The sequence below is a fragment of the Streptomyces sp. CWNU-52B genome, from assembly GCF_047444975.1.
Lineage (GTDB): Bacteria > Actinomycetota > Actinomycetes > Streptomycetales > Streptomycetaceae > Streptomyces.
In genome coordinates, this window is record NZ_JBLFJV010000044.1 from 168,497 (window position 1) to 194,411 (window position 25,915).

Annotated in this window: 23 protein-coding genes and 1 pseudogene; 15 read left to right on the top strand and 9 right to left on the bottom strand. The window is 70.9% G+C overall.

Annotated features, from left to right (window positions below; genetic code table 11):
• The first annotated feature begins 114 nt into the window (after positions 1–114).
• The gene (locus ACLVWQ_RS30405) at positions 115–1,701 is read left to right on the top strand and encodes a Na+/H+ antiporter (protein WP_414112435.1); all 1,587 of its coding nucleotides are present in this window, start codon (positions 115–117) and stop codon (positions 1,699–1,701) included.
• A 105-nt stretch (positions 1,702–1,806) separates the two neighbouring features.
• Here ACLVWQ_RS30405 and ACLVWQ_RS30410 read toward each other — a convergent pair whose 3' ends face one another.
• Positions 1,807–2,934: a mechanosensitive ion channel family protein gene (locus tag ACLVWQ_RS30410; RefSeq protein WP_414112436.1), complete on the bottom strand. Its 1,128-nt coding sequence runs from the start codon at positions 2,932–2,934 to the stop codon at positions 1,807–1,809.
• A gap of 202 nt (positions 2,935–3,136) precedes the next feature.
• Between ACLVWQ_RS30410 and ACLVWQ_RS30415 the strand changes: the two genes are divergently transcribed.
• Positions 3,137–3,706, top strand: a complete 570-nt coding sequence (locus ACLVWQ_RS30415) for a dienelactone hydrolase family protein (protein ID WP_414112437.1) — start codon at positions 3,137–3,139, stop codon at positions 3,704–3,706.
• A 40-nt stretch (positions 3,707–3,746) separates the two neighbouring features.
• Here ACLVWQ_RS30415 and ACLVWQ_RS30420 read toward each other — a convergent pair whose 3' ends face one another.
• The 3 genes from ACLVWQ_RS30420 to ACLVWQ_RS30430 form a co-directional block, all read right to left on the bottom strand.
• Positions 3,747–4,547, bottom strand: a complete 801-nt coding sequence (locus ACLVWQ_RS30420) for a DsbA family protein (protein ID WP_414112438.1) — start codon at positions 4,545–4,547, stop codon at positions 3,747–3,749.
• A gap of 59 nt (positions 4,548–4,606) precedes the next feature.
• Positions 4,607–5,293, bottom strand: coding sequence for a hypothetical protein (locus tag ACLVWQ_RS30425; RefSeq protein ID WP_414112439.1), 687 nt, complete (start codon positions 5,291–5,293; stop codon positions 4,607–4,609).
• An 80-nt stretch (positions 5,294–5,373) separates the two neighbouring features.
• Entirely contained in the window at positions 5,374–6,702 is a 1,329-nt protein-coding gene (locus tag ACLVWQ_RS30430) for a DUF2252 domain-containing protein (protein WP_414112440.1), read from the bottom strand.
• Between the two features lie 271 nt (positions 6,703–6,973).
• On the opposite strand from ACLVWQ_RS30430, the gene dnaE reads away from it, so the two are divergent.
• Positions 6,974–10,534 carry a DNA polymerase III subunit alpha gene (dnaE, locus tag ACLVWQ_RS30435; RefSeq protein ID WP_414112441.1) on the top strand — a complete coding sequence of 1,187 codons (3,561 nt, stop codon included), beginning with the start codon at positions 6,974–6,976 and terminating at the stop codon, positions 10,532–10,534.
• Positions 10,535–10,680: 146 nt separating this feature from the next.
• Here the strand turns inward: dnaE and ACLVWQ_RS30440 are convergent, their stop codons facing one another.
• On the bottom strand, positions 10,681–10,860 hold the full coding sequence (locus ACLVWQ_RS30440) for a hypothetical protein (RefSeq protein ID WP_414112442.1): 180 nt from the start codon (positions 10,858–10,860) through the stop codon (positions 10,681–10,683).
• A gap of 224 nt (positions 10,861–11,084) precedes the next feature.
• Between ACLVWQ_RS30440 and ACLVWQ_RS30445 the strand changes: the two genes are divergently transcribed.
• The 4 genes from ACLVWQ_RS30445 to ACLVWQ_RS30460 all read left to right on the top strand — a co-directional run bounded on the left by ACLVWQ_RS30445 (position 11,085) and on the right by ACLVWQ_RS30460 (position 15,102).
• Entirely contained in the window at positions 11,085–12,305 is a 1,221-nt protein-coding gene (locus ACLVWQ_RS30445; RefSeq protein WP_414112443.1) for an NYN domain-containing protein, read from the top strand.
• 160 nt (positions 12,306–12,465) lie between these two features.
• The gene (locus ACLVWQ_RS30450) at positions 12,466–13,497 is read left to right on the top strand and encodes an ABC transporter ATP-binding protein (protein WP_414112444.1); all 1,032 of its coding nucleotides are present in this window, start codon (positions 12,466–12,468) and stop codon (positions 13,495–13,497) included.
• 80 nt (positions 13,498–13,577) lie between these two features.
• The gene (locus tag ACLVWQ_RS30455; RefSeq protein WP_414112445.1) at positions 13,578–14,429 is read left to right on the top strand and encodes an ABC transporter permease; all 852 of its coding nucleotides are present in this window, start codon (positions 13,578–13,580) and stop codon (positions 14,427–14,429) included.
• Between the two features lie 34 nt (positions 14,430–14,463).
• Entirely contained in the window at positions 14,464–15,102 is a 639-nt protein-coding gene (locus ACLVWQ_RS30460; protein ID WP_414112446.1) for an AAA family ATPase, read from the top strand.
• Between the two features lie 462 nt (positions 15,103–15,564).
• Here ACLVWQ_RS30460 and ybaK read toward each other — a convergent pair whose 3' ends face one another.
• The 4 genes from ybaK to ACLVWQ_RS30480 form a co-directional block, all read right to left on the bottom strand.
• On the bottom strand, positions 15,565–16,074 hold the full coding sequence (gene ybaK, locus ACLVWQ_RS30465; RefSeq protein WP_414112447.1) for a Cys-tRNA(Pro) deacylase: 510 nt from the start codon (positions 16,072–16,074) through the stop codon (positions 15,565–15,567).
• An 18-nt stretch (positions 16,075–16,092) separates the two neighbouring features.
• Positions 16,093–16,833, bottom strand: coding sequence for an LON peptidase substrate-binding domain-containing protein (locus ACLVWQ_RS30470; protein WP_414112448.1), 741 nt, complete (start codon positions 16,831–16,833; stop codon positions 16,093–16,095).
• Between the two features lie 11 nt (positions 16,834–16,844).
• Positions 16,845–17,900, bottom strand: coding sequence for a hypothetical protein (locus ACLVWQ_RS30475; protein ID WP_414112449.1), 1,056 nt, complete (start codon positions 17,898–17,900; stop codon positions 16,845–16,847).
• A 164-nt stretch (positions 17,901–18,064) separates the two neighbouring features.
• On the bottom strand, positions 18,065–19,579 hold the full coding sequence (locus ACLVWQ_RS30480) for an oxidoreductase (RefSeq protein ID WP_414112503.1): 1,515 nt from the start codon (positions 19,577–19,579) through the stop codon (positions 18,065–18,067).
• 278 nt (positions 19,580–19,857) lie between these two features.
• On the opposite strand from ACLVWQ_RS30480, the gene hisD reads away from it, so the two are divergent.
• The 8 genes and pseudogenes from hisD to hisF all read left to right on the top strand — a co-directional run bounded on the left by hisD (position 19,858) and on the right by hisF (position 25,787).
• Positions 19,858–21,180: a histidinol dehydrogenase gene (gene hisD, locus ACLVWQ_RS30485; protein ID WP_414112450.1), complete on the top strand. Its 1,323-nt coding sequence runs from the start codon at positions 19,858–19,860 to the stop codon at positions 21,178–21,180.
• Between the two features lie 92 nt (positions 21,181–21,272).
• Positions 21,273–22,379: pseudogene (locus ACLVWQ_RS30490) on the top strand (histidinol-phosphate transaminase); the annotation flags it as partial.
• Between the two features lie 113 nt (positions 22,380–22,492).
• Positions 22,493–23,086, top strand: coding sequence for an imidazoleglycerol-phosphate dehydratase HisB (gene hisB / locus ACLVWQ_RS30495; RefSeq protein WP_055518513.1), 594 nt, complete (start codon positions 22,493–22,495; stop codon positions 23,084–23,086).
• A 4-nt stretch (positions 23,087–23,090) separates the two neighbouring features.
• Positions 23,091–23,255 carry a hypothetical protein gene (locus tag ACLVWQ_RS30500; protein WP_414112451.1) on the top strand — a complete coding sequence of 55 codons (165 nt, stop codon included), beginning with the start codon at positions 23,091–23,093 and terminating at the stop codon, positions 23,253–23,255.
• On the top strand, positions 23,252–23,911 hold the full coding sequence (hisH, locus tag ACLVWQ_RS30505; protein WP_414112452.1) for an imidazole glycerol phosphate synthase subunit HisH: 660 nt from the start codon (positions 23,252–23,254) through the stop codon (positions 23,909–23,911). Before ACLVWQ_RS30500 ends, hisH begins: the two co-directional genes overlap by 4 nt.
• Before the next feature lie 3 nt (positions 23,912–23,914).
• Positions 23,915–24,640: a bifunctional 1-(5-phosphoribosyl)-5-((5-phosphoribosylamino)methylideneamino)imidazole-4-carboxamide isomerase/phosphoribosylanthranilate isomerase PriA gene (gene priA, locus ACLVWQ_RS30510; RefSeq protein ID WP_414112453.1), complete on the top strand. Its 726-nt coding sequence runs from the start codon at positions 23,915–23,917 to the stop codon at positions 24,638–24,640.
• Complete coding sequence (locus ACLVWQ_RS30515) at positions 24,637–25,035, top strand: RidA family protein (protein WP_414112454.1); 399 nt, start codon at positions 24,637–24,639, stop codon at positions 25,033–25,035. The genes priA and ACLVWQ_RS30515 overlap by 4 nt, the downstream gene beginning before the upstream one ends.
• Positions 25,032–25,787: an imidazole glycerol phosphate synthase subunit HisF gene (gene hisF, locus ACLVWQ_RS30520; protein WP_414112455.1), complete on the top strand. Its 756-nt coding sequence runs from the start codon at positions 25,032–25,034 to the stop codon at positions 25,785–25,787. Before ACLVWQ_RS30515 ends, hisF begins: the two co-directional genes overlap by 4 nt.
• Positions 25,788–25,915 lie beyond the last annotated feature (128 nt).

Genomic DNA, 25,915 nt, shown 5'->3' on the forward strand with positions numbered 1-25,915 from the left:
CCGTTGGTGGGCGGAGTCGTCGGGGTGACGGGGCGTCCGCGTGTGGAATCCGGCTGTGGTGGCACGCTTGGGGTCTGGCCTGTTTTGACCGTCTAGATCCCTGGAGCCCTGACAGTGGACCAGTTGGCCCTGTTGTTCGTGCTGCTGCTCGGGGCCGTGGTGAGCGTCCCGTTGGGGGACCGCTTCGGGCTCCCCTCGCCGGTGCTGATGACCCTGCTCGGGATCGTGCTGGCGGTCCTCGACTTCGTACCGAACGTGGACATCCCACCCGATCTGATCCTGCCCGCGCTGCTGCCGCCGCTGCTCTACGCCGCCGTACGGCGTACGTCCTGGCGGCAGTTCACCGCCAACAAGCGGCCGATCTTCCTGCTCGCCGTGGCCCTGGTGTTCGTCACCACCGCCGTGGTCGCCGTGGTCGCCCACTCGGTCGTACCCGGGCTGCCGATCGCGGCCGCCGTGGCGCTCGGCGCGCTGGTGGCGCCGCCCGATCCGGTCGCGGCGACCGCCGTCGCGGGGCAGCTCGGGCTGCCGCGCCGCCTGGTGTCGATCCTGGAGGGCGAGGGTCTCTTCAACGACGTGACGGCCATCGTGCTCTACCACGTGGCCATCGCCGCCGCCGTCAGCGGCTCCTTCTCGCTGCCGGGCGCGGCGCTCGACTTCCTGCTGTCCGCCGTCGTCGCGGTCGCCGTGGGGCTCGGGCTCGGCTGGGCCACGAACCGGTTCATGGACTCGCTCGGGGACCCGACGCTGCAGATCAGCCTGACCCTGCTCGTGCCGTACGCCTCCTACGTACTGGCCGAGGAGCTGCACGGGTCCGGCGTGCTGGCGGTGCTCACCACGGCGCTGTTCCTGGCGGAGTACGCGAACAACGCCGACGACGTCATGACGAGGCTCGCCGGGCACACGTTCTGGGACATCGTCGACACGCTGGTCACCGGGGTGGCGTTCGGCCTCATCGGACTCGAACTGCACAACGCCATCAGGACGGCGTCGGGGCGGTGGGGGGAGATGCTCGGCTGGGCCGCCGCCGTCGTGGGCGTCGTGGTGTTCGTACGGCTGGCGTGGCTGCTGCCCGCCACCTGGCTGACCAAGCGGCTGCACGCGAAACGGGACCTCGACGAGGACATCCCGACGTCCCTGCGGGAGACCGTCGTCATGTGGTGGGCCGGGATGCGCGGGGTGGCCTCCGTGGCGCTGGCGCTGGCCATTCCGCTGGAGACGGAGAACGGGGATCCGTTCCCCCACCGGGACGAGATGATCTTCATCGCGTTCGGGGTGATCGTGGCGACGCTCGTGGTGCAGGGGCTGAGTCTGCCGTGGCTGGTGGGGAAGCTGGGCGTGCAGGCCGACACCGACCGGGAGAAGGAGTTCGAGAAGTCGCTGGCCCTGCGGGCGGCCAAGGCGGCGAAGCAGCGGCTCAGGGAGATCGGCGAGACGGAGGAGCTGCCGGACGAGCTCACCGAGCAGTTGCTGCGGCGGGCGTTCGACATCGGGTACCGCATCAGTCCTGACATGGGGGAGGACGAGCGGCGGGAGGCCCATGACCAGCGGGCCCGGCGGATCAAGAGGGCGCGGCGGATCCAGGGGGAGATGATGTCCGCGGCCCGGCACGAGGTGCTTGCGGCGCGCAGTGAGGCGGGTGCGGACCCTGAGGTCGTGGACCGGGTGCTGCGGCACCTGGACGTACGCAGCCTGCGGTGACCCTCCGGGGGGGGCGAGGCGGGGTGGAGGGGCTCGGCGTTCGTGGGGATCTGCGGGCCGTGGTGGCTGGTCGCGCCGTTCCCCGCGCCCCTGAAGGGCGCGGGGTCAGCCTCGGCCTGTTCGTGGGGGTTCCACCACTCGGCTGCGGGGGGTGGTGCGGGGGCGGGTTTCCGTGCCGTTGGGGTGGGGGCCGGCCGGTGGGGGGAGGACCGCGTCCGCGGTGTTGACGCGTGGCAGGGCGTACGGGTGGTGGGTGGTCAGCCAGCGGAGCATCTGTTCGCGGACGGTGACACGGACCGTCCAGACGTCGTCCGCGTCCTTCGCGGTGACCAGGGCCCGTACCTCGATGGTGCTGGCGGTGGAGTCGGTCACGGCGAGGCCGTAGTTGCGCCCGTCCCAGGCGGGGCACTCCCGGAGGATGTCGCGGAGCCTGCCGCGCATCTCCTCCACCGGGGCGCTGTGGTCCAGTTGGAAGAAGACCGTGCCGGTCATCTGCACACCGCCGCGCGACCAGTTCTCGAACGGCTGCGACGTGAAGTACGACACCGGCATGGTGATGCGGCGCTCGTCCCAGGTGCGCACGGTCAGGAACGTGAGCGTGATCTCGTCGACCGTGCCCCACTCGTCGTTGACCACCACCGTGTCACCGAGCCGCACCATGTCGCCGAAGGCGATCTGCAGCCCGGCGAACATATTGCTCAGCGTGGACTGCGCGGCGACACCGGCGACGATGCCGAGGATGCCGGCCGAGGCCAGCAGCGAGGCACCGGCCGCGCGCATCGCGGGGAAGGTCAGCAGCATGGCGGCGACCGCCACCACACCGACGATCGCGGAGACCACCCGCTGGATCAGCGTGACCTGCGTACGGACACGGCGGACCCTGGCCGGATCACGGTGGGTGTTGGCGTACCGGGAGTACGAGGACTCGACGACCGCCGCCGCGATCCGCACCATGAGCCAGGCCGTGGAACCGATCAGGACCAGGGTCAGGGTCTGGCCGATCCCCGCCGAGTGGTCGTCGGCGATCTCGGCCTGCGGGTACGACGCTCTGAACAGCGCCGCGCACATCACGAACTGCAGCGGAAGGCGGCAGCGGCGCAGCAGGCCCCACAGGGGGACCCCCTGATGGCGTTGGTCGGCACGTCGCAGCAGCAGGTCGACCAGCCAGCCGACGGACACCGTCAGGACGAGCGAGCCGCCGATCACGATCAGCGGGCGAAGCACGTTCTCCATGCCTTCGACCGTAACCGGCCGGGGGCGGTCTCGAACACGTGGTCCCGGTCCAATGTCCCGGGCCGCGCGCAGTGGCGCCCCGTCGTGCCCGTCATGTGCCGTCGTACGCAGTCGTACGCAGTCGTACGCAGTCGTGCCCGCCGTCCCGTCGGCCCGTCGGCCCCGCACCGGCGTTGTCGGTGGTGGCTGGCACCATGGCCCCATGAACATCATGCTCTTCCATTCGACCTTCGGGCTGCGGCCCGCGGTGCGGGACGCGGCGGACCGGCTGCGTGCGGCGGGACACGAGGTGTGGACGCCCGACCTCTTCGAGGGGCGCACCTTCGAGACCGTGGAGGAGGGCATGGTCTTCAAGGACGAGCTGGGCAAGGACGAGCTGCTCAAGCGCGCCGTCCTGGCCGCGGCGCCCTACTCGGAGCGTGGTCTTGTGTACGCGGGGTTCTCGCTGGGCGCGGCGGCGGCGCAGACCCTCGCGCTCGGCGACGAGAAGGCCCGCGGGCTGCTGCTCCTGCACGGCACGTCCGACATCGCGGAGACCGCCTCGGTGGACGAGCTGCCGGTCCAGCTGCACGTGGCCGAGCCGGACGCCTTCGAGCCCGACGACTGGCTGACCGCCTGGTACCTGCAGATGGGCAAGGCGGGGGCCGACGTGGAGATCTACCGGTACGCGGGCGCCGGGCACCTCTACACCGATCCGGGGCTGCCGGACTACGACGAGGAGGCCGCCGAGGCCACCTGGCGGGTGGCACTCGGCTTCCTCGAAACCCTGTAGCCGACAGCCGGCGACTACTTGCGGCGACTACTCGCGACGACTACTTGGTCACGCCCGCGTCCTTCAGGGCCTTCTGCCAGTCGGCGACGGTGCTCGGGTTCTCGACGACCTTGTCGTTGATCTTGATGGTCGGCGTCGACTCGACACCCTTGGAGTCGTCGAACGACTTGCTCATCTTCATCGCCCAGGCGTCGTACGTGCCCTTGTTGACCGCGTCCTGGAACTTCTTGTTGTCCTTGAGCGCGTCGACCGTGTCCGCCACCTTGATCAGGTAGCTGTCCTTGGCGAGGTCGTCCTTCGTCTCCTCGGGGTGGTACTTCGTCGAGTACAGCGCGGTCTTGAACTCCAGGAACGCCTCGGGGCTGACGTTCAGCGCGGCGCCGAGCGCGCTCACCCCGTTCTTCGAGCCCTCACCGCTGAGGTTGCCGTCGAGGAAGGTGCCGAGGGTGAAGGAGAGCTTGTAGTCGCCGTCCGTCATGCCCTTGTTGACGGTCTCGCCGATGGTCTGCTCGAAGGAGGCGCAGGCCGGGCAGCGGGGGTCCTCGTAGAGGTGGACCGTGTTGTCGGTCTTGGAGTCGCCGATGACGACGGTCGTGCCGTTCTTGCCGCTGGTGTTGGCGGGGGCGACGACCTTCGCGTCGGCGGCCTCGTCCCACTTGGAGGGCTCGTTGTTCTGTACGACGGCGTAACCGATGCCGCCGGCTATCGCGAGGACCGCGACGATCGAACCGGCGACGATGATCTGCCGCTTGGCCTTGTCGCGCTTGGCCTGGCGCTCGCGCTCGACGCGCAGCCGCTCACGGGCCGCCGACTTCGAGGCCTGGCTGTTCCGCTTGCTCATGGTGTTCTCCGTGGGATGCGTCAGCTGCCCGGTGGGGCAGGTGTACGGGACTGGTGTGCTCAGGCGGGAGAGGCCGAGCACGGCGGTCCACGCCGTCCCAGGGAGTGCACGAAGAGCCGCGTGCGCGTGGCGGCGAGGCGGCGCGTGGGCCGCTCGAGCCGGCGCACCGGAGTGAGGCGGACGGCCACCGCGGTGAACGCGACCGTCAGCGGACGGAAGGTGGTGGCGGCCACCGCGTCCAGGAACTGGGCCAGCGCCCGCTCGCCGCGGCGGAGCCAGGCCGCCGCGAGGAAGCCGACGCCGACGTGCGCGCCGAGCAGCAGCCAGGCGGCGCCCGGGTCGGCGTGCGCGAGGAGGGCCGCGGCGGGCGGGGCCTCGCCGCCCGTCACCCGGGCCAGCGGGGTGCCGACCTCGCCGCCACCGCAGAGCACGTCGAGACCGACGGAGCGCAGCGGTCCGGCGATCGGCCCGCCCGCCTTGCCGTAACAGGCGTGCTGGCCCGCGGTGAACAGCGTGTCGGCGGCCAGCTCCAGCGGGATCAGCAGCGCGGCGATCCGCCCGAAGCCGCGCTCCCGGCCCGCCAGCGCGTACGCGACGACGAAGACGGCACCGGTGATCGCGGCGACGGTGGTCAGCGGCAGGGGGACCCGGGACAGCAGCACGTGCGACGCGGTGCTGAGCGTCACGACCAGTGCCGTGAACAGCGCCGCGCGCACGGCTCTGAGCTGGGTCCCGGATATGTCCATAGCACTGACGAGTCTGTCACGTACTCCGGTAAGGGACCCCTAAAGGGTTCCTGTGGGTGTTCCTCTGGGTGGGGGGACGGTCACAGGCCCGGGATCCGTCCGTTGCGGAAGAGGTCCACGAAGATCTGGTGGTCCTCGCGCGCGCGTGCCCCGTACGCATGGGCGAAGTCCACGAGGAGGTCGCCGAAGCTGTCCTCGTCGCCGGCGATCGCCGCGTCGATGGCGCGCTCCGTGGAGAACGGCACCAGCTCCGAGTGGCCGCTCTCGTCGTCCGCGGCGGCGTGCATGGTGGCGGTGGCCCGGCCGAGGTCGGCGACGACCGCGGCGATCTCCTCCGGGTCGTCGATGTCGCCCCAGTCGAGGTCCACGGCGTACGGCGAGACCTCGGCGACCAGCTGGCCCGCGCCGTCCAGCTCGGTCCAGCCCAGCCACGGGTCGGCGTGCGCCTGGAGGGCGCGCTGGGAGATCACCGTGCGGTGGCCCTCGTGCTGGAAGTAGTCACGGATCGAGGAGTCCGTGATGTGCCGGGAGACGGCCGGGGTCTGGGCCTGCTTGATGTAGATCACCACATCGTTCTCCAGGGCGTCGGTGGCGCCCTCCAGGAGGATGTTGTACGAGGGCAGCCCCGCCGAGCCGATGCCGATGCCGCGGCGGCCCACGACGTCCTTCACCCGGTAGGAGTCCGGGCGGTCGAGGGACGACTCGGGCAGTGTCTCCAGGTAGCCGTCGAAGGCGGCGAGGACCTTGTAGCGGGTGGCCGCGTCCAGCTCGATGGAGCCGCCGCCCGGCGCGAAGCGGCGCTCGAAGTCGCGGATCTCGGTCATCGAGTCGAGCAGCCCGAAACGGGTCAGCGAGCGCGCGTCCCGCAGGGCGTCCAGGAGGGGGCCCTGCGCGGTGTCCAGCGTGAAGGGCGGCACCTCGTCGCTCTTGGCGCCCGTCGCGAGGGCGTGGATGCGCTCGCGGTAGGCGGCCGCGTACGTCCGGACGAGGGCGGTGATCTGCTCGTCGCTCAGCGCCTTCGCGTAGCCGATCAGGGCCACGGAGGCGGCGAGGCGCTTGAGGTCCCAGGTGAAGGGGCCCACGTAGGCCTCGTCGAAGTCGTTCACGTTGAAGATCAGACGGCCCTGCGCGTCCATGTACGTGCCGAAGTTCTCCGCGTGCAGGTCGCCGTGGATCCACACCCGGGAGGTGCGCTCGTCCAGGTAGGGACCGCCGCGCTTCTCCTGCTCCAGGTCGTGGTAGAAGAGCCCTGCCGTCCCGCGGTAGAACGCGAACGCCGAGGCGGCCATCTTCCGGAACTTCACGCGGAACGCGGCCGGATCGGCGGCCAGCAGATCGCCGAAGGCGGACTGGAAGACGGCGAGGATCTGTTCGCCGCGCTGCTCGGCGCTGAGCTGCGGAACCGACATCGCTGGGTGCCTCCTGGTGCAGGTGGGTGCATGACGAGTGGGGACGAGGGGGGACGGAACACGCCGTCCCCGGGGACGGATGTCTCCGTCCCCGTCAACGGACGAAGGAACGCGGGAGTGCCCGCTTCCCCCCGTACGAAGGTACGCATGAAGGTACGGGGGACAGCTCTCGGAGTGTCAGTCCTCAGGCATAGACTTCCGTGCTGTCCCCCGGACTGTCCGCAGCTCGTAGGGACGCCGTCGACGCCAGTTCTTCTTGGAGGCCGAAGCCGTGTCAAAGCCGCCGTTCACGCACCTGCACGTCCACACCCAGTACTCGCTCCTGGACGGTGCCGCGCGGCTGAAGGACATGTTCGACGCGTGCAACGAGATGGGCATGTCCCATATCGCGATGTCCGACCACGGCAACCTCCACGGGGCGTACGACTTCTTCCACTCGGCCAAGAAGGCGGGCGTCACCCCGATCATCGGCATCGAGGCGTACGTCGCCCCCGAGTCGCGGCGCAACAAGCGCAAGATCAAGTGGGGCCAGCCGCACCAGAAGCGCGACGACGTGTCCGGCTCCGGTGGTTACACCCACAAGACGATCTGGGCGGCGAACAGCACGGGGCTGCACAACCTCTTCAAGCTCTCCTCGGACGCGTACGCGGAGGGCTGGCTGCAGAAGTGGCCCCGCATGGACAAGGAGACCATCTCCCAGTGGTCCGAGGGGCTGATCGCCTCCACCGGGTGCCCCTCCGGCGAACTGCAGACCCGGTTGCGCCTGGGCCAGTTCGACGAGGCCGTGAAGGCGGCCTCGGAGTACCAGGACATCTTCGGCAAGGACCGGTACTTCCTGGAGCTGATGGACCACGGCATCGAGATCGAGAGCCGGGTCCGTGAGGATCTGCTGCGGGTCGGCAAGAAGCTGGGCATCCCGCCGCTGGTGACGAACGACTCGCACTACACGTACGCGCACGAGGCCACCGCCCACGACGCGCTGCTGTGCATCCAGACCGGTAAGAACCTCTCCGACCCGGACCGCTTCCGCTTCGACGGGACCGGTTACTACCTGAAGTCGACCGACGAGATGTACGCAGTCGACTCCTCGGACGCCTGGCAGGAGGGCTGCGCGAACACCCTCCTGGTCGCCGAACAGATCGACACCGCGGGCATGTTCGAGGCGAAGAACCTCATGCCGAAGTTCGACATCCCGGACGGCTTCACCGAGGTCACCTGGTTCCAGGAGGAGGTGCGCCGCGGCATGGCGCGCCGCTTCCCCGGCGGCGTCCCCGACGACCGCCAGAAGCAGGCCGAGTACGAGATGGACGTCATCATCCAGATGGGGTTCCCGGGGTACTTCCTCGTCGTCGCCGACTTCATCATGTGGGCCAAGAAGCAGGGCATCGCGGTGGGTCCGGGCCGTGGTTCCGCGGCCGGTTCGATCGTGTCGTACGCCATGGGCATCACCGACCTCGACCCCATCCCGCACGGACTGATCTTCGAGCGGTTCCTGAACCCCGAGCGCGTCTCCATGCCCGACGTCGACATCGACTTCGACGAGCGTCGGCGCGTCGAGGTGATCAGGTACGTGACGGAGAAGTACGGCGCCGACAAGGTCGCCATGATCGGCACGTACGGCAAGATCAAGGCGAAGAACGCCATCAAGGACTCCGCGCGCGTGCTGGGCTACCCGTACGCGATGGGCGACCGGCTCACCAAGGCCATGCCCGCCGACGTCCTCGGCAAGGGCATCGACCTGAACGGCATCACCGACCCCAAGCACGCGCGCTACGGCGAGGCCGGCGAGATCCGGGGGATGTACGAGAACGAGCCGGACGTGAAGAAGGTCATCGACACCGCCAAGGGCGTCGAGGGCCTGGTCCGGCAGATGGGCGTGCACGCGGCCGGCGTGATCATGTCCAGCGAGCCCATCGTCGACCACGCCCCGCTCTGGACGCGGCACACCGACGGCGTCACGATCACCCAGTGGGACTACCCGCAGTGCGAGTCGCTCGGCCTGCTGAAGATGGACTTCCTGGGCCTGCGCAACCTCACGATCATGGACGACGCCATCAAGATGGTGAAGGCCAACAAGGGCATCGACCTGGAGATGCTCGACCTCCCGCTGGACGACCCCAAGACCTTCGAACTGCTCTGCCGCGGTGACACCCTGGGCGTCTTCCAGTTCGACGGCGGCCCGATGCGCTCGCTGCTCCGCCAGATGCAGCCCGACAACTTCGAGGACATCTCCGCCGTCTCGGCCCTCTACCGGCCGGGCCCGATGGGCATGAACTCGCACATCAACTACGCGGAGCGCAAGAACAAGCGCCAGGAGATCACCCCGATCCACAAGGAGCTGGAGGAGCCGCTCGAAGAGGTCCTGGCGGTCACCTACGGTCTGATCGTCTACCAGGAGCAGGTCCAGAAGGCCGCCCAGATCATCGCCGGCTACTCGCTCGGCGAGGCCGACATCCTGCGCCGCGTGATGGGCAAGAAGAAGCCCGAGGAACTGGCGAAGAACTTCGTCCTCTACCAGGCGGGCGCCCGGAAGAACGGCTACAGCGACGAGGCGATCCAGGCCCTGTGGGACGTCCTGGTCCCGTTCGCCGGATACGCCTTCAACAAGGCCCACTCCGCCGCGTACGGACTGGTGTCGTACTGGACCGGCTATCTGAAGGCGAACTACCCGGCCGAGTACATGGCCGCGCTGCTCACCTCGGTCAAGGACGACAAGGACAAGTCGGCCGTCTACCTCAACGAGTGCCGGCGCATGAAGATCAAGGTCCTGCCGCCGAACGTCAACGAGTCCGAGCAGAACTTCGCCGCACAGGGCGACGACGTGATCCTCTTCGGCCTCTCGGCCGTCCGCAACGTCGGTACGAACGTGGTGGAGTCGATCATCCGCAGCCGCAAGGCCAAGGGGAAGTACGCCTCGTTCCCCGACTACCTCGACAAGGTCGAGGCGGCCGCCTGCAACAAGCGCACCACGGAATCCCTCATCAAGGCCGGCGCCTTCGACACGATGGGGCACACCCGCAAGGGCCTCACCGCGCACTTCGAGCCGATGATCGACAACGTGGTCGCGGTCAAGCGCAAGGAGGCCGAGGGCCAGTTCGACCTCTTCGGCGGCATGGGCGAGGCGGACAACACCGAGCCGGGCTTCGGGCTGGACGTGGAGTTCACCACCGACGAGTGGGACAAGGCCTACCTGCTCGCCCAGGAGCGGGAGATGCTCGGCCTGTACGTCTCCGACCACCCGCTGTTCGGCCTGGAGCACGTGCTGTCCGACAAGGCCGACGCGGGCATCAACCAGCTCACCGGCGGTGAGCACGGGGACGGCGCGGTCGTCACCATCGGCGGCATCATCTCCGGCCTCCAGCGCAAGATGACCAAGCAGGGCAACGCCTGGGCGATCGCCACCGTCGAGGACCTCGCCGGCTCCATCGAGTGCATGTTCTTCCCCGCGACCTACCAGCTGGTCTCGACCCAACTCGTCGAGGACGCCGTGGTCTTCGTCAAGGGACGCCTCGACAAGCGCGAGGACGTGCCGCGGCTGGTCGCCATGGAGCTGCAGGTCCCGGACCTGTCGAACGCGGGCACCAACGCGCCCGTGATCCTTACCATCCCGGCCCTGAAGATCACCCCGCCGATGGTCAGCAGGCTCGGCGAGATCCTCAGCCACCACCGGGGCGAGAGCGAGGTGCGGATCAGGCTCCAGGGCCCGAGCAAGACCACCGTGCTGCGGCTCGACCGGCACCGCGTGAAGCCGGACCCCGCGCTCTTCGGCGACCTGAAGGTCCTGCTGGGCCCGGCCTGCCTGACGACGGCGACCGCGGCGGCGACCGGCTGATCCGTTCTGCTCTCTTCTGGCCGTTTGTGGACCGATGGTCATTTGTGGACCGACGCGAGGGGCGTACCCGGTACCGGGTACGCCCCTCGGCGTGTGACAGCGCCCGGGGCCTCAACGGCCCGTGCGCCTGTCTCAGTTGTGGCGCCTCAGTTGTGGCCGAAACGCTTCTGGTGCTTGCGGGCGACATCGGCGGGGCTGCCCTGCGCCTGCGAGATCGGCGACTGCTGGGCCTCGGCCGAGGACCGCTCCGCCTGCTCCTGCGCGCGCTCGGCCTGCGAGGAACGGTCCCGTTCGCCGCCCTGCTTACGGTTCTTGTTCTTGGCCATGGTGATCTGCCTCCTGCGGGGGATCTAGGGGCCAGGGCCGGAACCAGCCTCACATAGGATGAGAAGCCACGCATTTCGGAGAATTACCGTGCGTAATAAGGCCTGTAGCTGAGTGATCGCCCGATCCGCCACGCCGAAGATCGAGTTCCGGCCGTTAACCTCCGCGTGGTCGGGCAGACTCGAAGGAAGCCCGAAGCAAACCTCCCGGAAAGAGGGTGGATCGCGTGGACCGCTGCATTGTCCTGGTGGACGCCGGTTACCTGCTCGGGGCCGCCGCCAGTCTCCTCGCCGGTGAACCCTCGCGATCCCGGATCACCGTCGACCACTCCGCCCTCATCCAGGGGCTGCGCGACCGCGCCGAGTCCGAGACGGAACGGCCCCTGCTGCGCATCTACTGGTTCGACGGGGCCCCCGACCGCGTACCGCAGCCGGAACACCGCAGGCTGCGCGTGATGCCCCGGGTCACGGTGCGCCTGGGCGCGCTGACCCGCAGTGACGGGCGGTGGGCGCAGAAGGGCGTGGACGCCGCCATGCACGCCGAGCTCACCGAGCTGGCGCGCAACCGGGCCTGCTCCGACGTCGTGCTCGTCACCGGTGACGGGGATCTGCTGCCCGGCATGATGGCCGCCAAGGAGCACGGCGTCGCCGTGCACCTGTGGGCCGTCCAGGCCGCGGACGGCGACTACAACCAGTCGGAGGACCTCGTCGCCGAGGCCGACGAGCGGCGGGTGCTCGACCGGGTCTGGATCACCAAGGCCGTCCGGGCCAAGGAGATCGGCGGGGTCTGCGCGCCGCCGCCCGTGCCGCGGCCCGAGATCGCCGCGATCCTCTCCGCGCCGCTGCCCGAGTCCGCGCTGGGCACCGCGGGTGAGCGGCCCGTACGCGCGACGGAGCACGCGCAGGCAGCCCCGAGCGAGAACGGCACGGACGCGCGGGTGCCGGCCGGCAAGGGGGTTCCGACGCCGAAGGACCTGGCCGCGCTGCGCGCCCCCGGCGCACAGACGCCGCAGCACCCTCCGAACGCGACGCTGCGCTGGTCCTCCGACAAGGGGTGGGTCGACCGGCCCGGCAGCACCGCGAGCGAGACCGCGGAGGCCGCGCTGCTGCCGACGCTGGCGCAGCTCACCTCGGCGGAGCAGCGGTGGGCCGACCGTGAGGAGGACATCACGACGGTGGGCGGCGATCCGTTCGAGGTCGGGCAGGTGTTCGCCCGGCGGTGGATGGAGCGGCTGTCCGACCAGACGCAGCTGCCGAAGCTGTCCACGATGTATCCGCGGGTGCCGCATCGGATCGACGGGGAGCTGTTGCGGTACGCGGCGCGGTTCGGGCTGCTCGCGCACAAGGACGACCAGATCGACGAGCACGACCGGTATGCGATCCGGGCGGGGTTCTGGCGGGAGATCGAAGCACGAACCACCACGGAGCACGCTCCCGCGGGGGAGTAGGTGGGGTCGGCCCCCGCCGGGCGTAGGGGGCGGGTGCGGGTTCGTTGTGGCTGGGTGCGCAGTTCCCCGCGCCCCTTGCGGGGCTTCTTCGGGGCGATAGTGGGGGGTATGGCCGCCCCGGGCGTTGTTCGGGGGGTGGGACCCCGTACTCTCGGTTCTCGTGAGTACGCGCACCGCACAGGCAGTCCGGGACGGGCATGGTCGGGATGTCGTGTGCGCGGTGCGGGATCTCGCGAAGACCTATCCGGCGGTGCGCGGACGGCGCGGAGCACCCGGCACACCCGAGGTGCGGGCCACCGACGGGGTGCGGATCGACATCCGGCGGGGCGAGATCTTCGGGCTCCTCGGGCCGAACGGCGCCGGCAAGACCACCCTCGTACGCCAGCTGACCGGGCTGATGCGCCCCGACCGCGGCAGTGTCGAGATCCTCGGGCACGACATCGTGCGGCACCCCGAGCGGGCCGCGCGGATCCTCGCGTACCTCGGGCAGGAGTCCACCGCGCTCGACGAGCTGACCGTGTCGCTCGCCGCGGAGACCACCGGCCGGCTGCGCGGCCTCGACGTGCGCAGCGCACGGGCCGAGCGGGACGGGGTCCTGGAGGAACTGGGCCTGACCGCGATCGCCTCGCGGCCCCTCAAGAAGCTCTCCGGCGGACAGCGACGGCTCGCCTGTTTCGCCACCACCCTCGTCGGCGCCCGGCCGTTCCTCGTCCTCGACGAGCCGACCACCGGCATGGACCCCGTCGCCCGCCGTGCCGTCTGGGCCGCCGTCGACCGGCGCCGGGCCGAGCACGCCACGACGGTCCTCCTGGTCACCCACAACGTCATCGAGGCGGAGACCGTCCTCGACCGGGTCGCCGTCCTCGACCGGGGCCGGGTCATCGCCTGCGACACCCCCTCCGGGCTGAAGGAGAAGGTGGCCGGCGAGGTGCGCCTCGAACTGGTCTGGCGCGAGCGCGCCCCGCTCGACGTGCCGGAGGTCGCGGCCCTGCGCGACCGGGCCGTAGAGTCGGGCCGGCGCTGGTCGCTCAGGCTCTCCCCCGAGGAGGCCCGCGCGGCCGTCGCGGCGGTCACCGGCGGAGCCGCCTTCGCGGCCCTGGACGACTTCACGCTCTCCACCCCGAGTCTGGAGGACGTGTACCTGGCGCTGGGCGGCAGCGCCGGAAGCGTACGGGGGTTGGTCAAGGCGTGAGCACGCGGGCCCCCGCAGCCGTACCGAACAAGGACAGGCACAGCTACCACGGCAGCCGAAGCGAACAGGAGCCGCTCGACGTGAGTGTCGTACCCGCCGAGGTCCTGCCCGGCGCAGCCCGCGCGGACGGGAACCGGTCCGGTCATGACACGGACACCGAGGACGGTGTCCGTGCCGTCGCCGAGCTCGGACCGCGCGCCCGGCTGTGGCCGGCGCTGGCCGCCGTCTACCGGGCGCAGCTCTCCCGGGCCAGGGTGGCGCGGATCCCGCTGCTGTTCGTGGCGACCTTCCAGTCCATCGGGATCATGGTCCTGATGCGGGGGGTGGTGGACGGCGGCGGCGAGGCGCGGGCCGTGGTCGCCGGTTCGTCGGTCCTCGTGGTCGCGTTCGTCGCGCTCAACCTGCTCGCCCAGTACTTCGGCCAGCTGCGGGCCAGCGGCGGCCTCGACCACTACGCGACGCTGCCGGTGCCGCCCGCCGCCGTCGTGCTCGGCGCGGCCGCGGCGTACGCCTCCTTCACCGTGCCCGGCACGTTCGTGACCGCGGTCGTGGGCAGCGTGCTCTTCCAGCTGCCGCTGACGCACCTGTGGATCCTGTTCGCCGTCGTCCCGCTCTCGGGCGCGGCGCTCGCCGGCCTCGGGGCGGCGCTCGGACTGCTCGCGCCCCGTGCGGAACTGGCCACGCTGCTCGGTCAGTTGGGCATGTCCGCCGCGCTGCTGCTCGGTGTGCTGCCGCCGGACCGGCTGCCGACGCTCCTGCAGTACGCGCGTGACCTGATGCCTTCCACCTACGGGGTCGAGGCTCTCGCGCTGACCTTCGGGCCCGATCCGGACTGGGCCGTCGTCCTGCTCGACCTCGGTGTGTGCGCGGCGGTCGGCGTCGCCTCGCTGGCCGTCGCGACCTGGGCCTACCGCCGGGCGGCCGTCCGGTGACGCGGCCGACGGGCGGGCCTGGCACGATGTCCGTGTGACCGCACCGCTGACTCCGCCTCCGCCGCCGCACCACCAGCCGCCGCACGACGCCTGGCAGGCGCCGCCCGCCGGGTACGGGCTCGGTCATGAGGAGGACGGTCCCGGGATGAAGACAGAGCTGCGTGAGGCCGCGATCATCACGGTCGCGATGACGGTCGGGGGGCTGCTGCTCGGCGTCCTGTGGTGGCGGCTGGCCCCGCACGTGCCGCTCGTCTCCGACAGCTCCGCGGTCTACCTCAAGGACACCGAGGGGGAGCAGGCCATCGGGGTGGACGGTACGTTCACGCTGCTGGCGCTCGCCTTCGGCCTGGTCAGCGCGCTGGTGGTGTTCCTTCTGCGGCGCCGGGGCGGGATTCCGCTGGTCGTCGCGCTCACCGTCGGCGGCGTCCTGGGCTCGCTGGTCGCCTGGCGGCTGGGGGTCTGGCTCGGGCCCACCCAGGACGTGGTCGGGCATGCCAAGGAGGTGGGCAAGGGGGTCACCTTCGACGCGCCTCTGGAGCTCAACGCCAAGGGTGCGATGTTGGCGTGGTCGCTTTCGGCGCTGCTGATCCATCTGGGGCTGACGGCTCTCTTCGCTCCGCGGGACCCGGATCCCTACCAGTCTCCTTATCCTCCGCAGGGGCCTCCGAGCTGACCGCCGGTCCACTCCGGTGTGCGGGGCCTCTCGACGGGGGTGGGGTTCTCGGTTAAGTACCGAGGACATGTCGAAGAAGACGCGTAAGCGGAAGTGGCGGGTCAGGCGGGGGCGGGCGAATCATGGGCGCCGCCCCGCGTGAGCGCTCCGCTGGGTTGTGCGGGGCTGCCGTGGGGGTTGGTGACGTGCGGGTCCCGTGTGGCTGGGTGCGCAGTTCCCCGCGCCCCTTGGGGGTTGGGGTTCGGGTTTGCCTGAAGGTGTGGTGCCGGCGTGTTCGGGGCGGGGTGACGTGCGGGTCCCGTGTGGCTGGGTGCGCAGTTCCCCGCGCCCCTTGGGAGTTGGGGTTCGGGTTTGCCTGAAGGTGTGGTGTCGGCGTGTTCGGTGACGTGCGGGTTCGTTGTGGCTTGGCGCGCCGTTCCCCGCGCCCCTCGGCGGCGCCTTCGGCGGCCGCCCGGGGGCGGGTCAGGGGCGGGCCACCGGGGACAGGGTTGCGTTTGTGAGGTTTTTGAGGGTTTGTGGGGGGAGTTCCAGTTCCAGGCCTCGGCGGCCTGCTGATACGCAGATCGTGGTGTGGTCGCTCGCGGACGTGTCCAGGACCGTGCGGAGTCTCTTGCGCTGGCCCAGTGGTGAGATGCCCCCACGGACGTAACCCGTGGTGCGCTCCGCGGCGGCCGGGTCGGCCATCGTGGCCCGTTTGCCGCCCACCGCGGCCGCCAGCGCCTTCAGGTCGAGGGAGCCCGCCACGGGCACGACGGCGACCGTCAGCTCGCCGTCGACGTCCGCGATCAGGGTCTTGAAGACCCGGTCGGGGGACACCCCCATCGCCTCGGCGGCCTCCTCCCCGTACGAGGGATGCGCCGGATCGTGTTCGTAGGCGTGCACCGTGAACTCGACGCCCGCCGCGGTGAGCGCCACGGTCGCCGGCGTCCCGCCCGGCTGCTGCTTCTGACGCTTCTGCTGCTTCTTCGCCAAGAGGTCCTTCTCCTCGGGTCAGTTGAGGTTCGTCGGCCCGCGGGTCAGTTCCGACGCGGGCAGCGACGGCAGATTGCGGATGATCGCGGTCTCGGCCCGCAGCAGCGTCAGCTCCTCGCGCAGCCGGGACGCCGTGTCCGGGGCCTGGAGCAGCCGCTGCCGCGCCGGCACGTCGAGCATCACCGCCGCCGCGACCAGGTACGACACGACGGCCGGCTCGTCCGGCAGATCGGCCCCGGTCGACAGGGACCGCTCCCGCGCGCCGGCCAGCCGCTTCTGGTACTGCCTGAAGGCCCGCAGCACCCCCTCGGCGAGCGCCCCCGCCTCCTCGCCGGGTTCCTCCGGCAGTTCCTCCAGTTCGGCCGTCAGATAGGCCCCTGAGGTGTCCACGGAGACCAGCCGTACCCGGGTCGTCCCGGTGGCCAGCACCTCGAAGCTGCCGTCGGCCCGTTCCCGGACGGTCGCGGCGTCGGCGACGCAGCCGACCTCGTGGAAGGCCTTCACCGGGTCGTCGCCGAAGCCGGCCGAGGGCCCGCGGCGCGGCACGGTCGTCTGGTCCGGCATACCGGGCGAGGTGGTCGCCACCTCGTGGCCGTCGCGGATGGCGACGACGGCGAACCGGCGCGGTTCGTCCTCGGGGGTCTTCAGGAGATCGCGCATCATCGCGCGATAGCGCTCCTCGAAGATGTTCAGGGGCACGACGAGCCCGGGAAACAGCACCGAGTTCAGGGGGAAGAGTGGGAGCCGGACGGTGGTCACGACCCGAAAGCCTAATGGTCACCGGACGGCTCACGTCCGTCGCGCTCACTCCGTGGATACGGACGATCCCGCCCGCGTGCCCTCAGGGGCCTGTCCGAGGCCACCTGGAGCCTGATCCCGTCCCGCAGTTCGAGGAACTGTCCGAGCGGATCGTCGCTGACGCGGTCCCAGGGGAACGAGGTGGCGTACGGTCCGATCCGGCGCAGCTGTTCCAGCGCGTCCTCCCAGCGTTCGAGCCGGACCAGTACATAGGTGAGCAGGTTGCGGACCTGCGCGGGCCACGGGTCGGCGTCCGCGTACTGCGCGGAGAGGGCGACCGCCAGGTCGGCCGCCGAGTCGAGGCGCTCGCGGCTCACGGCGGCCCCGCCGCCCTCGGTCAGATAGGCGAAGGCCGCGCGTACGGGCAGTGCCTGGACCAGTGAACCGGGCAGCGCGTCCTGGGCGGCCCGCTCGGCGAAGTCGAAGCACTCGCGGTGCGAGCCGTACCAGGCGGCCGACAGGTACTGAAGGGCCGCCACATGGCAGCCGTAGTGGTGCGGGGAGCGGCGGACGGCCTGCGCCCACAGCTGCTCGAACTCGGTGTGCGACGCGTTGGTGCCCCGGGCGTGGTCCAGCGCGACACGCCAGGGCACCGGGTCGCGCGGATCGCCCTCGGCGGCGGCGGAGATCAGCGGCGCGACCTGGCGCAGCAGCTCGGCGCGGGCCGGTGACCGCCAGCTCCGGCACACCGCCAGCTCGGCCTTGACCAGAGCCGTGTCCGGGTCGCGCGGAGCGGCGGCGCGCCATGCGTCGAACCACTCGCCCCGGGAGAGGGCGAAGGTGGCGAGGCGGGTCGTGTACCGGTCGCGGTTCTCCCACTCGGCGCCCTCGCGGGTGGTGGACAGCAGCTTGCCGGCGGGCCCGTACTCACCGCGGCCCGCCGCGACCAGGGCCGGACCGAGCCGCTCGTCCGGGGCGTCGAGGAGCACCTCGTCGTCGTCGGGCAGACCGGTGGCGAGACTCGCGGTGTTCCGCGCCATCCGGACCGTACGGAGGAGCGCTCGCAGCAGTGCCATGGTGGTGCCCATTGAAAGCCGCAGGTGGGGCGGGTACCAGAGGGTGAGCGATGACGCTTTTGTAACCATGGTTTGGTTGTCTGAGGAACAGTCAAGGGCGCGTAAAAAGTGACTGCCGCTCAGGTGTTGCGCGGCCGTACGGAACGTGTACGCGGCATGTACGGCACCCGGGAGGCTCAGCCTCTGCGGAGCGTCCGGGTGGCGCCCGCCGCCACCGTCGTCGCCAGGATCCAGCCCAGCAGGATCACCACCGCGGACAGCCACTGCCAGCCGCCGCGCAACTGCCAGAAGCCGACCTGCCCCAGGTCGATGACCGGCAGCAGCAGGTCGAGGGCGAACAGCGACGGGTTCCACGGCGGGTGCTCACCGCTCTTGAGCGGCGGATGGTCGGCGTGCGCGAAGGCGACCGAGGTGGCCGCCCACAGCACGGCCATCCACACGGCCGCGCGCCCCGGCCGGTATCCGTAGGCGACCGTCCAGTCCTGCGCGTAGCCCCACAGCTTGGCGGCGATCGGCAGGTTCTCGCGCCGGTGGCGCTGCTTGGCGAGCAGCACCTCGCGCGCGTCCTCGTCCTCGCCGCCGTTGCGCAGCACCGTGGCCAGCCGCTCGTACGGCTCCGGGCTGTACTCCGGAGTGGCCGCGGCCACCCACTGCAGCCGTCTGACCAGTGGGAACGGGCCGCGTGGCACCAGGTTCTCGTACTGGAAGCCGCCCATCTGCAACTGGCCTGCGCCCGGCCAGCTGGCCGCCTGGTCGATGAGGGTGACCACCCGCGCTCCGTTCAGCACGATCCGGCCGCGCCGCGGACGCCGGCCGAGGAACCGCAGCTCGGGCACCTGGACGCGGCGCAGCGACACCTCCTGGTCGTCCCGCAGGGTCAGCTGGGCCTGCTCGAAGTCCACCGCGTCCCCGAACCTGCCGTCGTCGAGGCGGATCCCGCCCGTGCACTCGAACCGCTGCATCCGGGTGCCGCGTGCGGGGGTCCGGCCGCTGGTCAGCACGGGGTCGCCGAGGCCCGCGGGGGTCAGGTACAGGGTGCGTCCGACGGTCAGCTGCGGCGCGTTGAGCGCCCGGCGTCCGTAGGGGTTGGCCAGCCGGCTGCCGCGCAGGCTGAGCGAGACGCCCACCTTCGCGCCGCGCAGGCTCAGCTCGCCGTGCGACTCCAGCATCTCGGCCTGGAGGTCCTGCCCGATCGCCATCCCGTCGCCCGCCAGGGAGTTGTCGCGGCGGTCCCGGTAGATCACCGCCTGGTTGAGCAGCAGGTCCGTGCCGATGTGCGCGTCGGTCAGCCGGACGCCGTTGTGGAAGCGGCAGCGCGGCAGATGCAGATCGCCCTCGGTGTGCAGCCGGGCCGCCTCCAGCCGGGGTATCGAGCAGTCCACCAGCCGCAGGGTGGTGAACCGGGCCTCCGGCAGCAGGATCTCCTTCTCGAAACGGCAGCCCTTCAGCTCGACGTACGGCTCGATACCGCCGCCCGCGAGATCGAGCGTGTCGACCATCCGCACCCCCGTCAGCTTGAGGGAGGCCACGCGGCCGTCCAGCGCGGGCGGCCCGTCCAGCAGCAGCCACGCCACGATCCGGGCCCGCACCGTGCGCTCCGGGCCCCATGGATGGCCGCCGTGCGGATCGTCGACGACGGGGTCGCCCGCCCGCAGGTCGTACACGCTGCCGTTGCGGAACGCCTGCCACATGCCGGCCTCGGCGCCGCTCAGGTCGTCCGGCAGCTCCCCGGCGCGGAGTATGGTCCCATCGGTCACGGTCTTCTCTTCCTCCTCTGCTACTCGCGGGTTTCGTACAGACGTCCCTGTGATGCCCGCTGGGCGACCGCCTGAAAGCTGAGAGTGACGATGGTCGCTGTCAGTGACGACGAGGGGCTGGATCAGGCCATGTGCCGATCGGTGACCACGGCGCGTATCAGCGATTGATACAGGCGTCCGGCGCCCGGCGGCGGTCTGCGAGAATTGACCATGTGATCTCCCGAATCGATCTGCGCGGCGAGGCCCTCCCCGAGGGTGCCGCCCTGCGCGACCTGCTGCCCCGAGCCGACTTCGACGTCTCGGCCGCCCTGGAGAAGGTGCGTCCGATCTGCGAGGCCGTGCATCATCGGGGCGACGCGGCGCTGATCGACTACGCGGAGAAGTTCGACGGCGTCCGCCTCACGTCCGTACGGGTGCCGGCGCAGGCCCTCACGGACGCGCTCGACCAGCTCGACGGGGCCGTCCGCGCGGCCCTGGAGGAGTCGATCCGGCGCGCCCGCGTCGTCCACCGCGCGCAGCGCCGCACCCCGCACACCACCCAGGTCGTCCCCGGCGGCTCGGTCACCGAGAAGTGGCTGCCCGTCGACCGAGTCGGGCTGTACGCGCCGGGCGGCCGCTCGGTCTACCCCTCGTCCGTGATCATGAACGTGGTCCCGGCGCAGGAGGCGGGCGTCGAGTCGATCGCGCTCGCCTCGCCCGCCCAGGCCGACTTCGGCGGCCTGCCGCACCCGACGATCCTGGCCGCCTGCGCGCTGCTCGGCGTCGACGAGGTGTACGCGGCCGGCGGTGCGACCGCCGTGGCGATGTTCGCGTACGGCACCGAGTCCTGTCCGGCCGCTCCCATGGTCACCGGACCGGGCAACATCTGGGTCGCGGCCGCCAAGCGCTACTTCGCGGGCCGGATCGGCATCGACGCCGAGGCCGGACCGACCGAGATCGCGATCCTCGCGGACGGAACGGCCGACCCGGTGCACGTCGCCGCCGACCTGATCAGCCAGGCCGAGCACGACCCGCTCGCGGCCGCCGTCCTGGTCACCGACTCCGTCACGCTGGCCGACGCGGTCGCCGCGGAACTGGCGCCGCAGGTCGCCGCCACCAAGCACGTCGAGGACCGGATCGTCCCGGCGCTCGGCGGCCGGCAGTCCGCGATCGTGCTGGTCGACGGCGTGGCGGAGGGCCTGCGCGTCGTCAACGCGTACGGCGCCGAGCACCTGGAGATCCAGACGGCCGACGCCCCCGCGGTCGCCGACCGGGTCAGGAACGCCGGGGCGGTCTTCGTCGGACCCTGGGCGCCCGTCTCCCTCGGCGACTACGCGGCCGGCTCCAACCACGTCCTGCCGACCGGCGGCTGCGCCTGCCACTCCTCGGGACTGTCGGTGCAGTCGTTCCTGCGCGGCATCCACATCGTCGACTACACGCGCGACGCGCTCGCCGAGGTCGCCCACCACGTGGTGACCCTGGCGGAGGCGGAGGACCTGCCGGCGCACGGCGCGGCGGTCAAGGCCCGGTTCGGCTGGAAGGTGCCAGGCAAGTGAGCAGCTCATTCGACAGCGACCTCAGCGGTGACCTCGACAGCGGTCCCGGCGGCCCCGGCGGCGCCGCCGGGGCCGCCGGCCGCGGCTTCGGCATCGACGACCTGCCCGTCCGTGACGAGCTGCGCGGCAAGTCCCCGTACGGCGCGCCCCAGCTCGACGTCCCCGTACGGCTCAACACCAACGAGAATCCGTACCCGCTGCCCGAAGCGCTCGTCGAGCGGATCACCGAGCGGGTGCGCGAGGCCGCCCGCCACCTCAACCGCTACCCCGACCGGGACGCGGTGGAGCTGCGCACCGAACTGGCCGCCTACCTGACGAAGACCGGCAGGTCCGTGGTCGGCGTCGAGAACGTCTGGGCGGCCAACGGCTCGAACGAAGTGATCCAGCAACTGCTCCAGACCTTCGGCGGGCCCGGCCGCACCGCGATCGGCTTCGAGCCCTCGTACTCGATGCACGCCCTGATCTCGCGCGGCACGGGCACCGGCTGGATCTCCGGGCCCCGCAACGACGACTTCACGATCGACCTCGCCGCCGCCGAGCAGGCGATCGCCGAGCACCGGCCCGACGTCGTGTTCATCACGACCCCCAACAACCCCACGGGCAACGCGGTTCCGCCCGCCACGGTCCTCGCCCTGTACGAGGCGGCGCAGGCGGCCAGGGCCGCGACCGCCGGGGCGATCGTCGTCGTCGACGAGGCGTACGTCGAGTTCAGCCACGGCGAATCGCTGCTGCCGCTGCTCGAAGATCGGCCGAATCTCGTCGTCTCCCGCACGATGTCGAAGGCGTTCGGCGCGGCGGGGCTGCGCCTCGGCTATCTCGCCGCCCACCCCGCGGTCGTGGACGCCGTCCAGCTCGTACGGCTGCCGTACCACCTGTCGGCCGTCACCCAGGCGACCGCGCTGGCCGCCCTGGAGCACACCGACACCCTGCTGGGCTATGTCGAGCAGCTGAAGGCGGAGCGGGACCGGCTGGTCGTGGAGCTGCGCTCGCTGGGCTTCCAGGTGACCGAGTCCGACGCCAACTTCGTCCAGTTCGGCCGGTTCGACGGCGAGAGCGGCTCCCACGAGGCCTGGCGGCGGATTCTCGACCGGGGCGTCCTGGTCCGGGACAACGGAGTGCCGGGCTGGCTGCGGGTCACCGCAGGCACCCCCGCCGAGAACGACGCGTTCCTCGACGCGGCCCGTGAAGTGGCCGGCGAAGTGGCCCGTGAAGTGGCCGGTGACGCCGCCCGTGAGCTGCCGACATCCATGGGGGCCACCTCATCCGTGGGGTCCGCCCCCACACCCTCGAAGGACCCGAAGGAGCAGAACGCATGAGCCGCGTAGGCCGTGTCGAACGGAACACCAAGGAGACGTCCGTCGTCGTCGAGATCGATCTCGACGGCAGCGGAAAGGTCGATGTGTCGACAGGCGTCGGCTTCTACGACCACATGCTCGACCAGCTCGGCCGGCACGGTCTGTTCGACCTGACGGTGAAGACCGAGGGCGACCTGCACATCGACTCGCACCACACCATCGAGGACACCGCCCTCGCGCTGGGCGGCGCCTTCAAGCAGGCGCTCGGCGACAAGGTGGGCATCTACCGCTTCGGCAACTGCACCGTCCCGCTGGACGAGTCGCTCGCCCAGGTGACCGTCGACCTGTCCGGACGCCCCTACCTCGTGCACACCGAGCCCGAGAAGATGGCGCCGATGATCGGCGAGTACGACACGACGATGACCCGGCACATCCTGGAGTCCTTCGTCGCTCAGGCGCAGATCGCCCTGCACGTCCACGTGCCCTACGGGCGCAACGCGCACCACATCGTGGAGTGCCAGTTCAAGGCCCTCGCGCGGGCCCTGCGGTACGCCTCCGAGCGCGACCCGCGCGCGGCGGGCATTCTTCCCTCCACGAAGGGTGCGCTGTAAAGCCATGAGCGGCCTCTCCGCGGTACTGATCGTCGTCGGGCTCTTCCTGCTCGGAGGCATCTACTCCTTCGTCAAGCAGGAGATGCCCAAGAGCCTCATCGTGTTGTTGTCGATCGGCGCAGCGATGTGCCTCGTGGCAGGCGTCATGCGGCTGGAGGTGTGGAATTGAGTACCCCTTCGAAACGAAGCTCCTCGAAACGAGTGGTCGTCTTCGACTACGGCTTCGGGAACGTCAGGTCCGCCGAACGCGCACTCGCGCGCGCGGGCGCCGAGGTCGAGATAACGCGCGACTTCGACACGGCCATGAACGCGGACGGGCTCCTGGTCCCGGGCGTCGGCGCCTTCGCCGCCTGCATGCGGGGCCTGAAGGAGGCGCGCGGCGACTGGATCGTCGGCCGTCGCCTCGCCGGCGGCCGCCCGGTCATGGGCATCTGCGTCGGTATGCAGATCCTCTTCGAGCGCGGCATCGAGCACGGCGTCGAGACCGAGGGCCTCGACGAGTGGCCCGGATCGGTCGAGCCGCTCCAGGCCGAGATCGTGCCCCACATGGGCTGGAACACCGTCGAGCCGCCGGCCGGCACGCAACTCTTCGCCGGCCTCGACGCCGACGCGCGCTTCTACTTCGTCCACTCGTACGCCGTCCACGACTGGTCCCTCGAAACCGCGAACCCGGCGATGCGCTCACCCCTCGTCACCTGGTCCACCCACGGCAAGCCCTTCGTGTCGGCCGTCGAGAACGGCGCCCTGTGGGCCACCCAGTTCCACCCCGAGAAGTCCGGCGACGCCGGAGCGCAGCTCCTCACCAACTGGATCGGAACCCTGTAGACCATGGCCAAGCTCGAACTCCTCCCAGCCGTCGACGTCCGTGACGGCCAGGCCGTCCGGCTCGTGCACGGCGAGTCCGGCAGCGAGACCTCGTACGGTTCCCCCCTGGAGGCGGCTCTCGCCTGGCAGCGGTCGGGCGCCGAGTGGCTGCACCTGGTGGACCTGGACGCCGCGTTCGGCACGGGCGACAACCGCGCGCTGATCGCCGAGGTCGCCGGCGCCATGGACATCAAGGTGGAGCTGTCCGGCGGCATCCGCGACGACGACACGCTCGCCGCGGCCCTCGCCACCGGCTGCACCCGCGTGAACCTCGGCACCGCGGCCCTGGAGACCCCCGAGTGGGTCGCGAAGATCATCGCCGAGCACGGCGACAGGGTCGCGGTCGGCCTCGACGTCCGCGGCACCACGCTGCGCGGCCGCGGCTGGACCCGGGACGGCGGCGACCTCTACGAGACGCTGGAGCGCCTCGACAAGGAGGGCTGCGCGCGGTACGTCGTCACGGACATCGCCAAGGATGGCACGCTCCAGGGCCCCAACCTGGAGCTCCTGAAGAACGTCTGCGCGGCGACGGACCGGCCCGTGGTCGCCTCCGGAGGCGTGTCCTCGCTGGACGACCTCCGCGCCATCGCGGAGCTCGTGTCCCTCGGCGTCGAGGGCGCCATCGTCGGAAAGGCGCTGTACGCCGAGGCGTTCACGCTGGAAGAGGCCCTGGCGGCGGTGTCCGCGTGAGCGCCCTGCGACGCGTCACCACCGGCGCGCCCTGGGAGGAGGCCTTCGGCTACTCCCGCGCGGTGGAGCTGCCGAACGGTCTGGTGCTGGTCTCCGGGTGCACCTCCGTGGTGGACGGCGAGATCGTCGGGGGCGACCCCTACGAGCAGGCCGTCAACTCGTTCAACGTCGCCCTGTCGGCCCTGGCACAGCTGGGTCTGGGCCGCGAACACGTCGTCCGTACCCGTATGTACGTCACGCACGCCCGTGACGTGGAGGACATCGGACGCGCCCACAAGGAGCTGTTCGACGCGGTCAGGCCCGCGGCATCGATGATCATCGTCTCCGGTTTCGTGGACCCCGGTCTGGTGGTCGAGGTCGAGGTGGAGGCGTACCGAGAGGCATCCCAGTCATGACCCTGGCCGTACGTGTGATCCCCTGCCTGGACGTCGACAACGGCCGGGTCGTCAAGGGCGTCAACTTCCAGAACCTGCGCGACGCGGGCGACCCCGTCGAGATGGCCAAGGTGTACGACGCCGAGGGCGCCGACGAGCTGACGTTCCTGGACATCACCGCGTCCTCCGGCAACCGCGAGACCACCTACGACGTGGTGCGCCGCACCGCCGAGCAGGTGTTCATCCCGCTCACGGTGGGCGGCGGCGTGCGCACCGCCGAGGACGTGGACAAGCTGCTGCGGGCCGGCGCGGACAAGGTCGGCGTCAACACGGCCGCCATCGCCCGCCCCGAGCTGATCCGCGAGATCGCGGAGCGGTTCGGCCGGCAGGTGCTGGTCCTGTCGGTGGACGCGCGCAGGACCTCCGAGGGCACCTTCGAGGTGACCACCCACGGCGGCCGCAAGGGCACCGGCATCGACGCCGTGGAGTGGGCGCACCGGGCCGCCGAACTGGGCGCGGGCGAGATCCTGCTCAACTCGATGGACGCCGACGGCACCAAGGACGGCTACGACATCGAGATGATCGAAGCCGTCCGGGCCCACGTCTCGGTCCCGGTCATCGCCTCCGGCGGCGCCGGCCGCCTGACCGACTTCCCGCCGGCGGTCACCGCGGGCGCGGACGCCGTGCTGGCCGCGTCGGTCTTCCACTTCGGAGACCTGCGGATCGGCGAGGTGAAGCAGGCGCTGCGGGCAGCGGGACATCCCGTGCGGTGACACCGCGTCGACACTTGGGGCGACGCTCTGGGCGTACTGGTGAGAGCCCCGGCACCGTACGCGGGCAGCGGGGCTCCGCTGCCGCTGTGTCGGGTGGTGGTTTTCGTGTGCCCTTCGCCGTGTGCGTG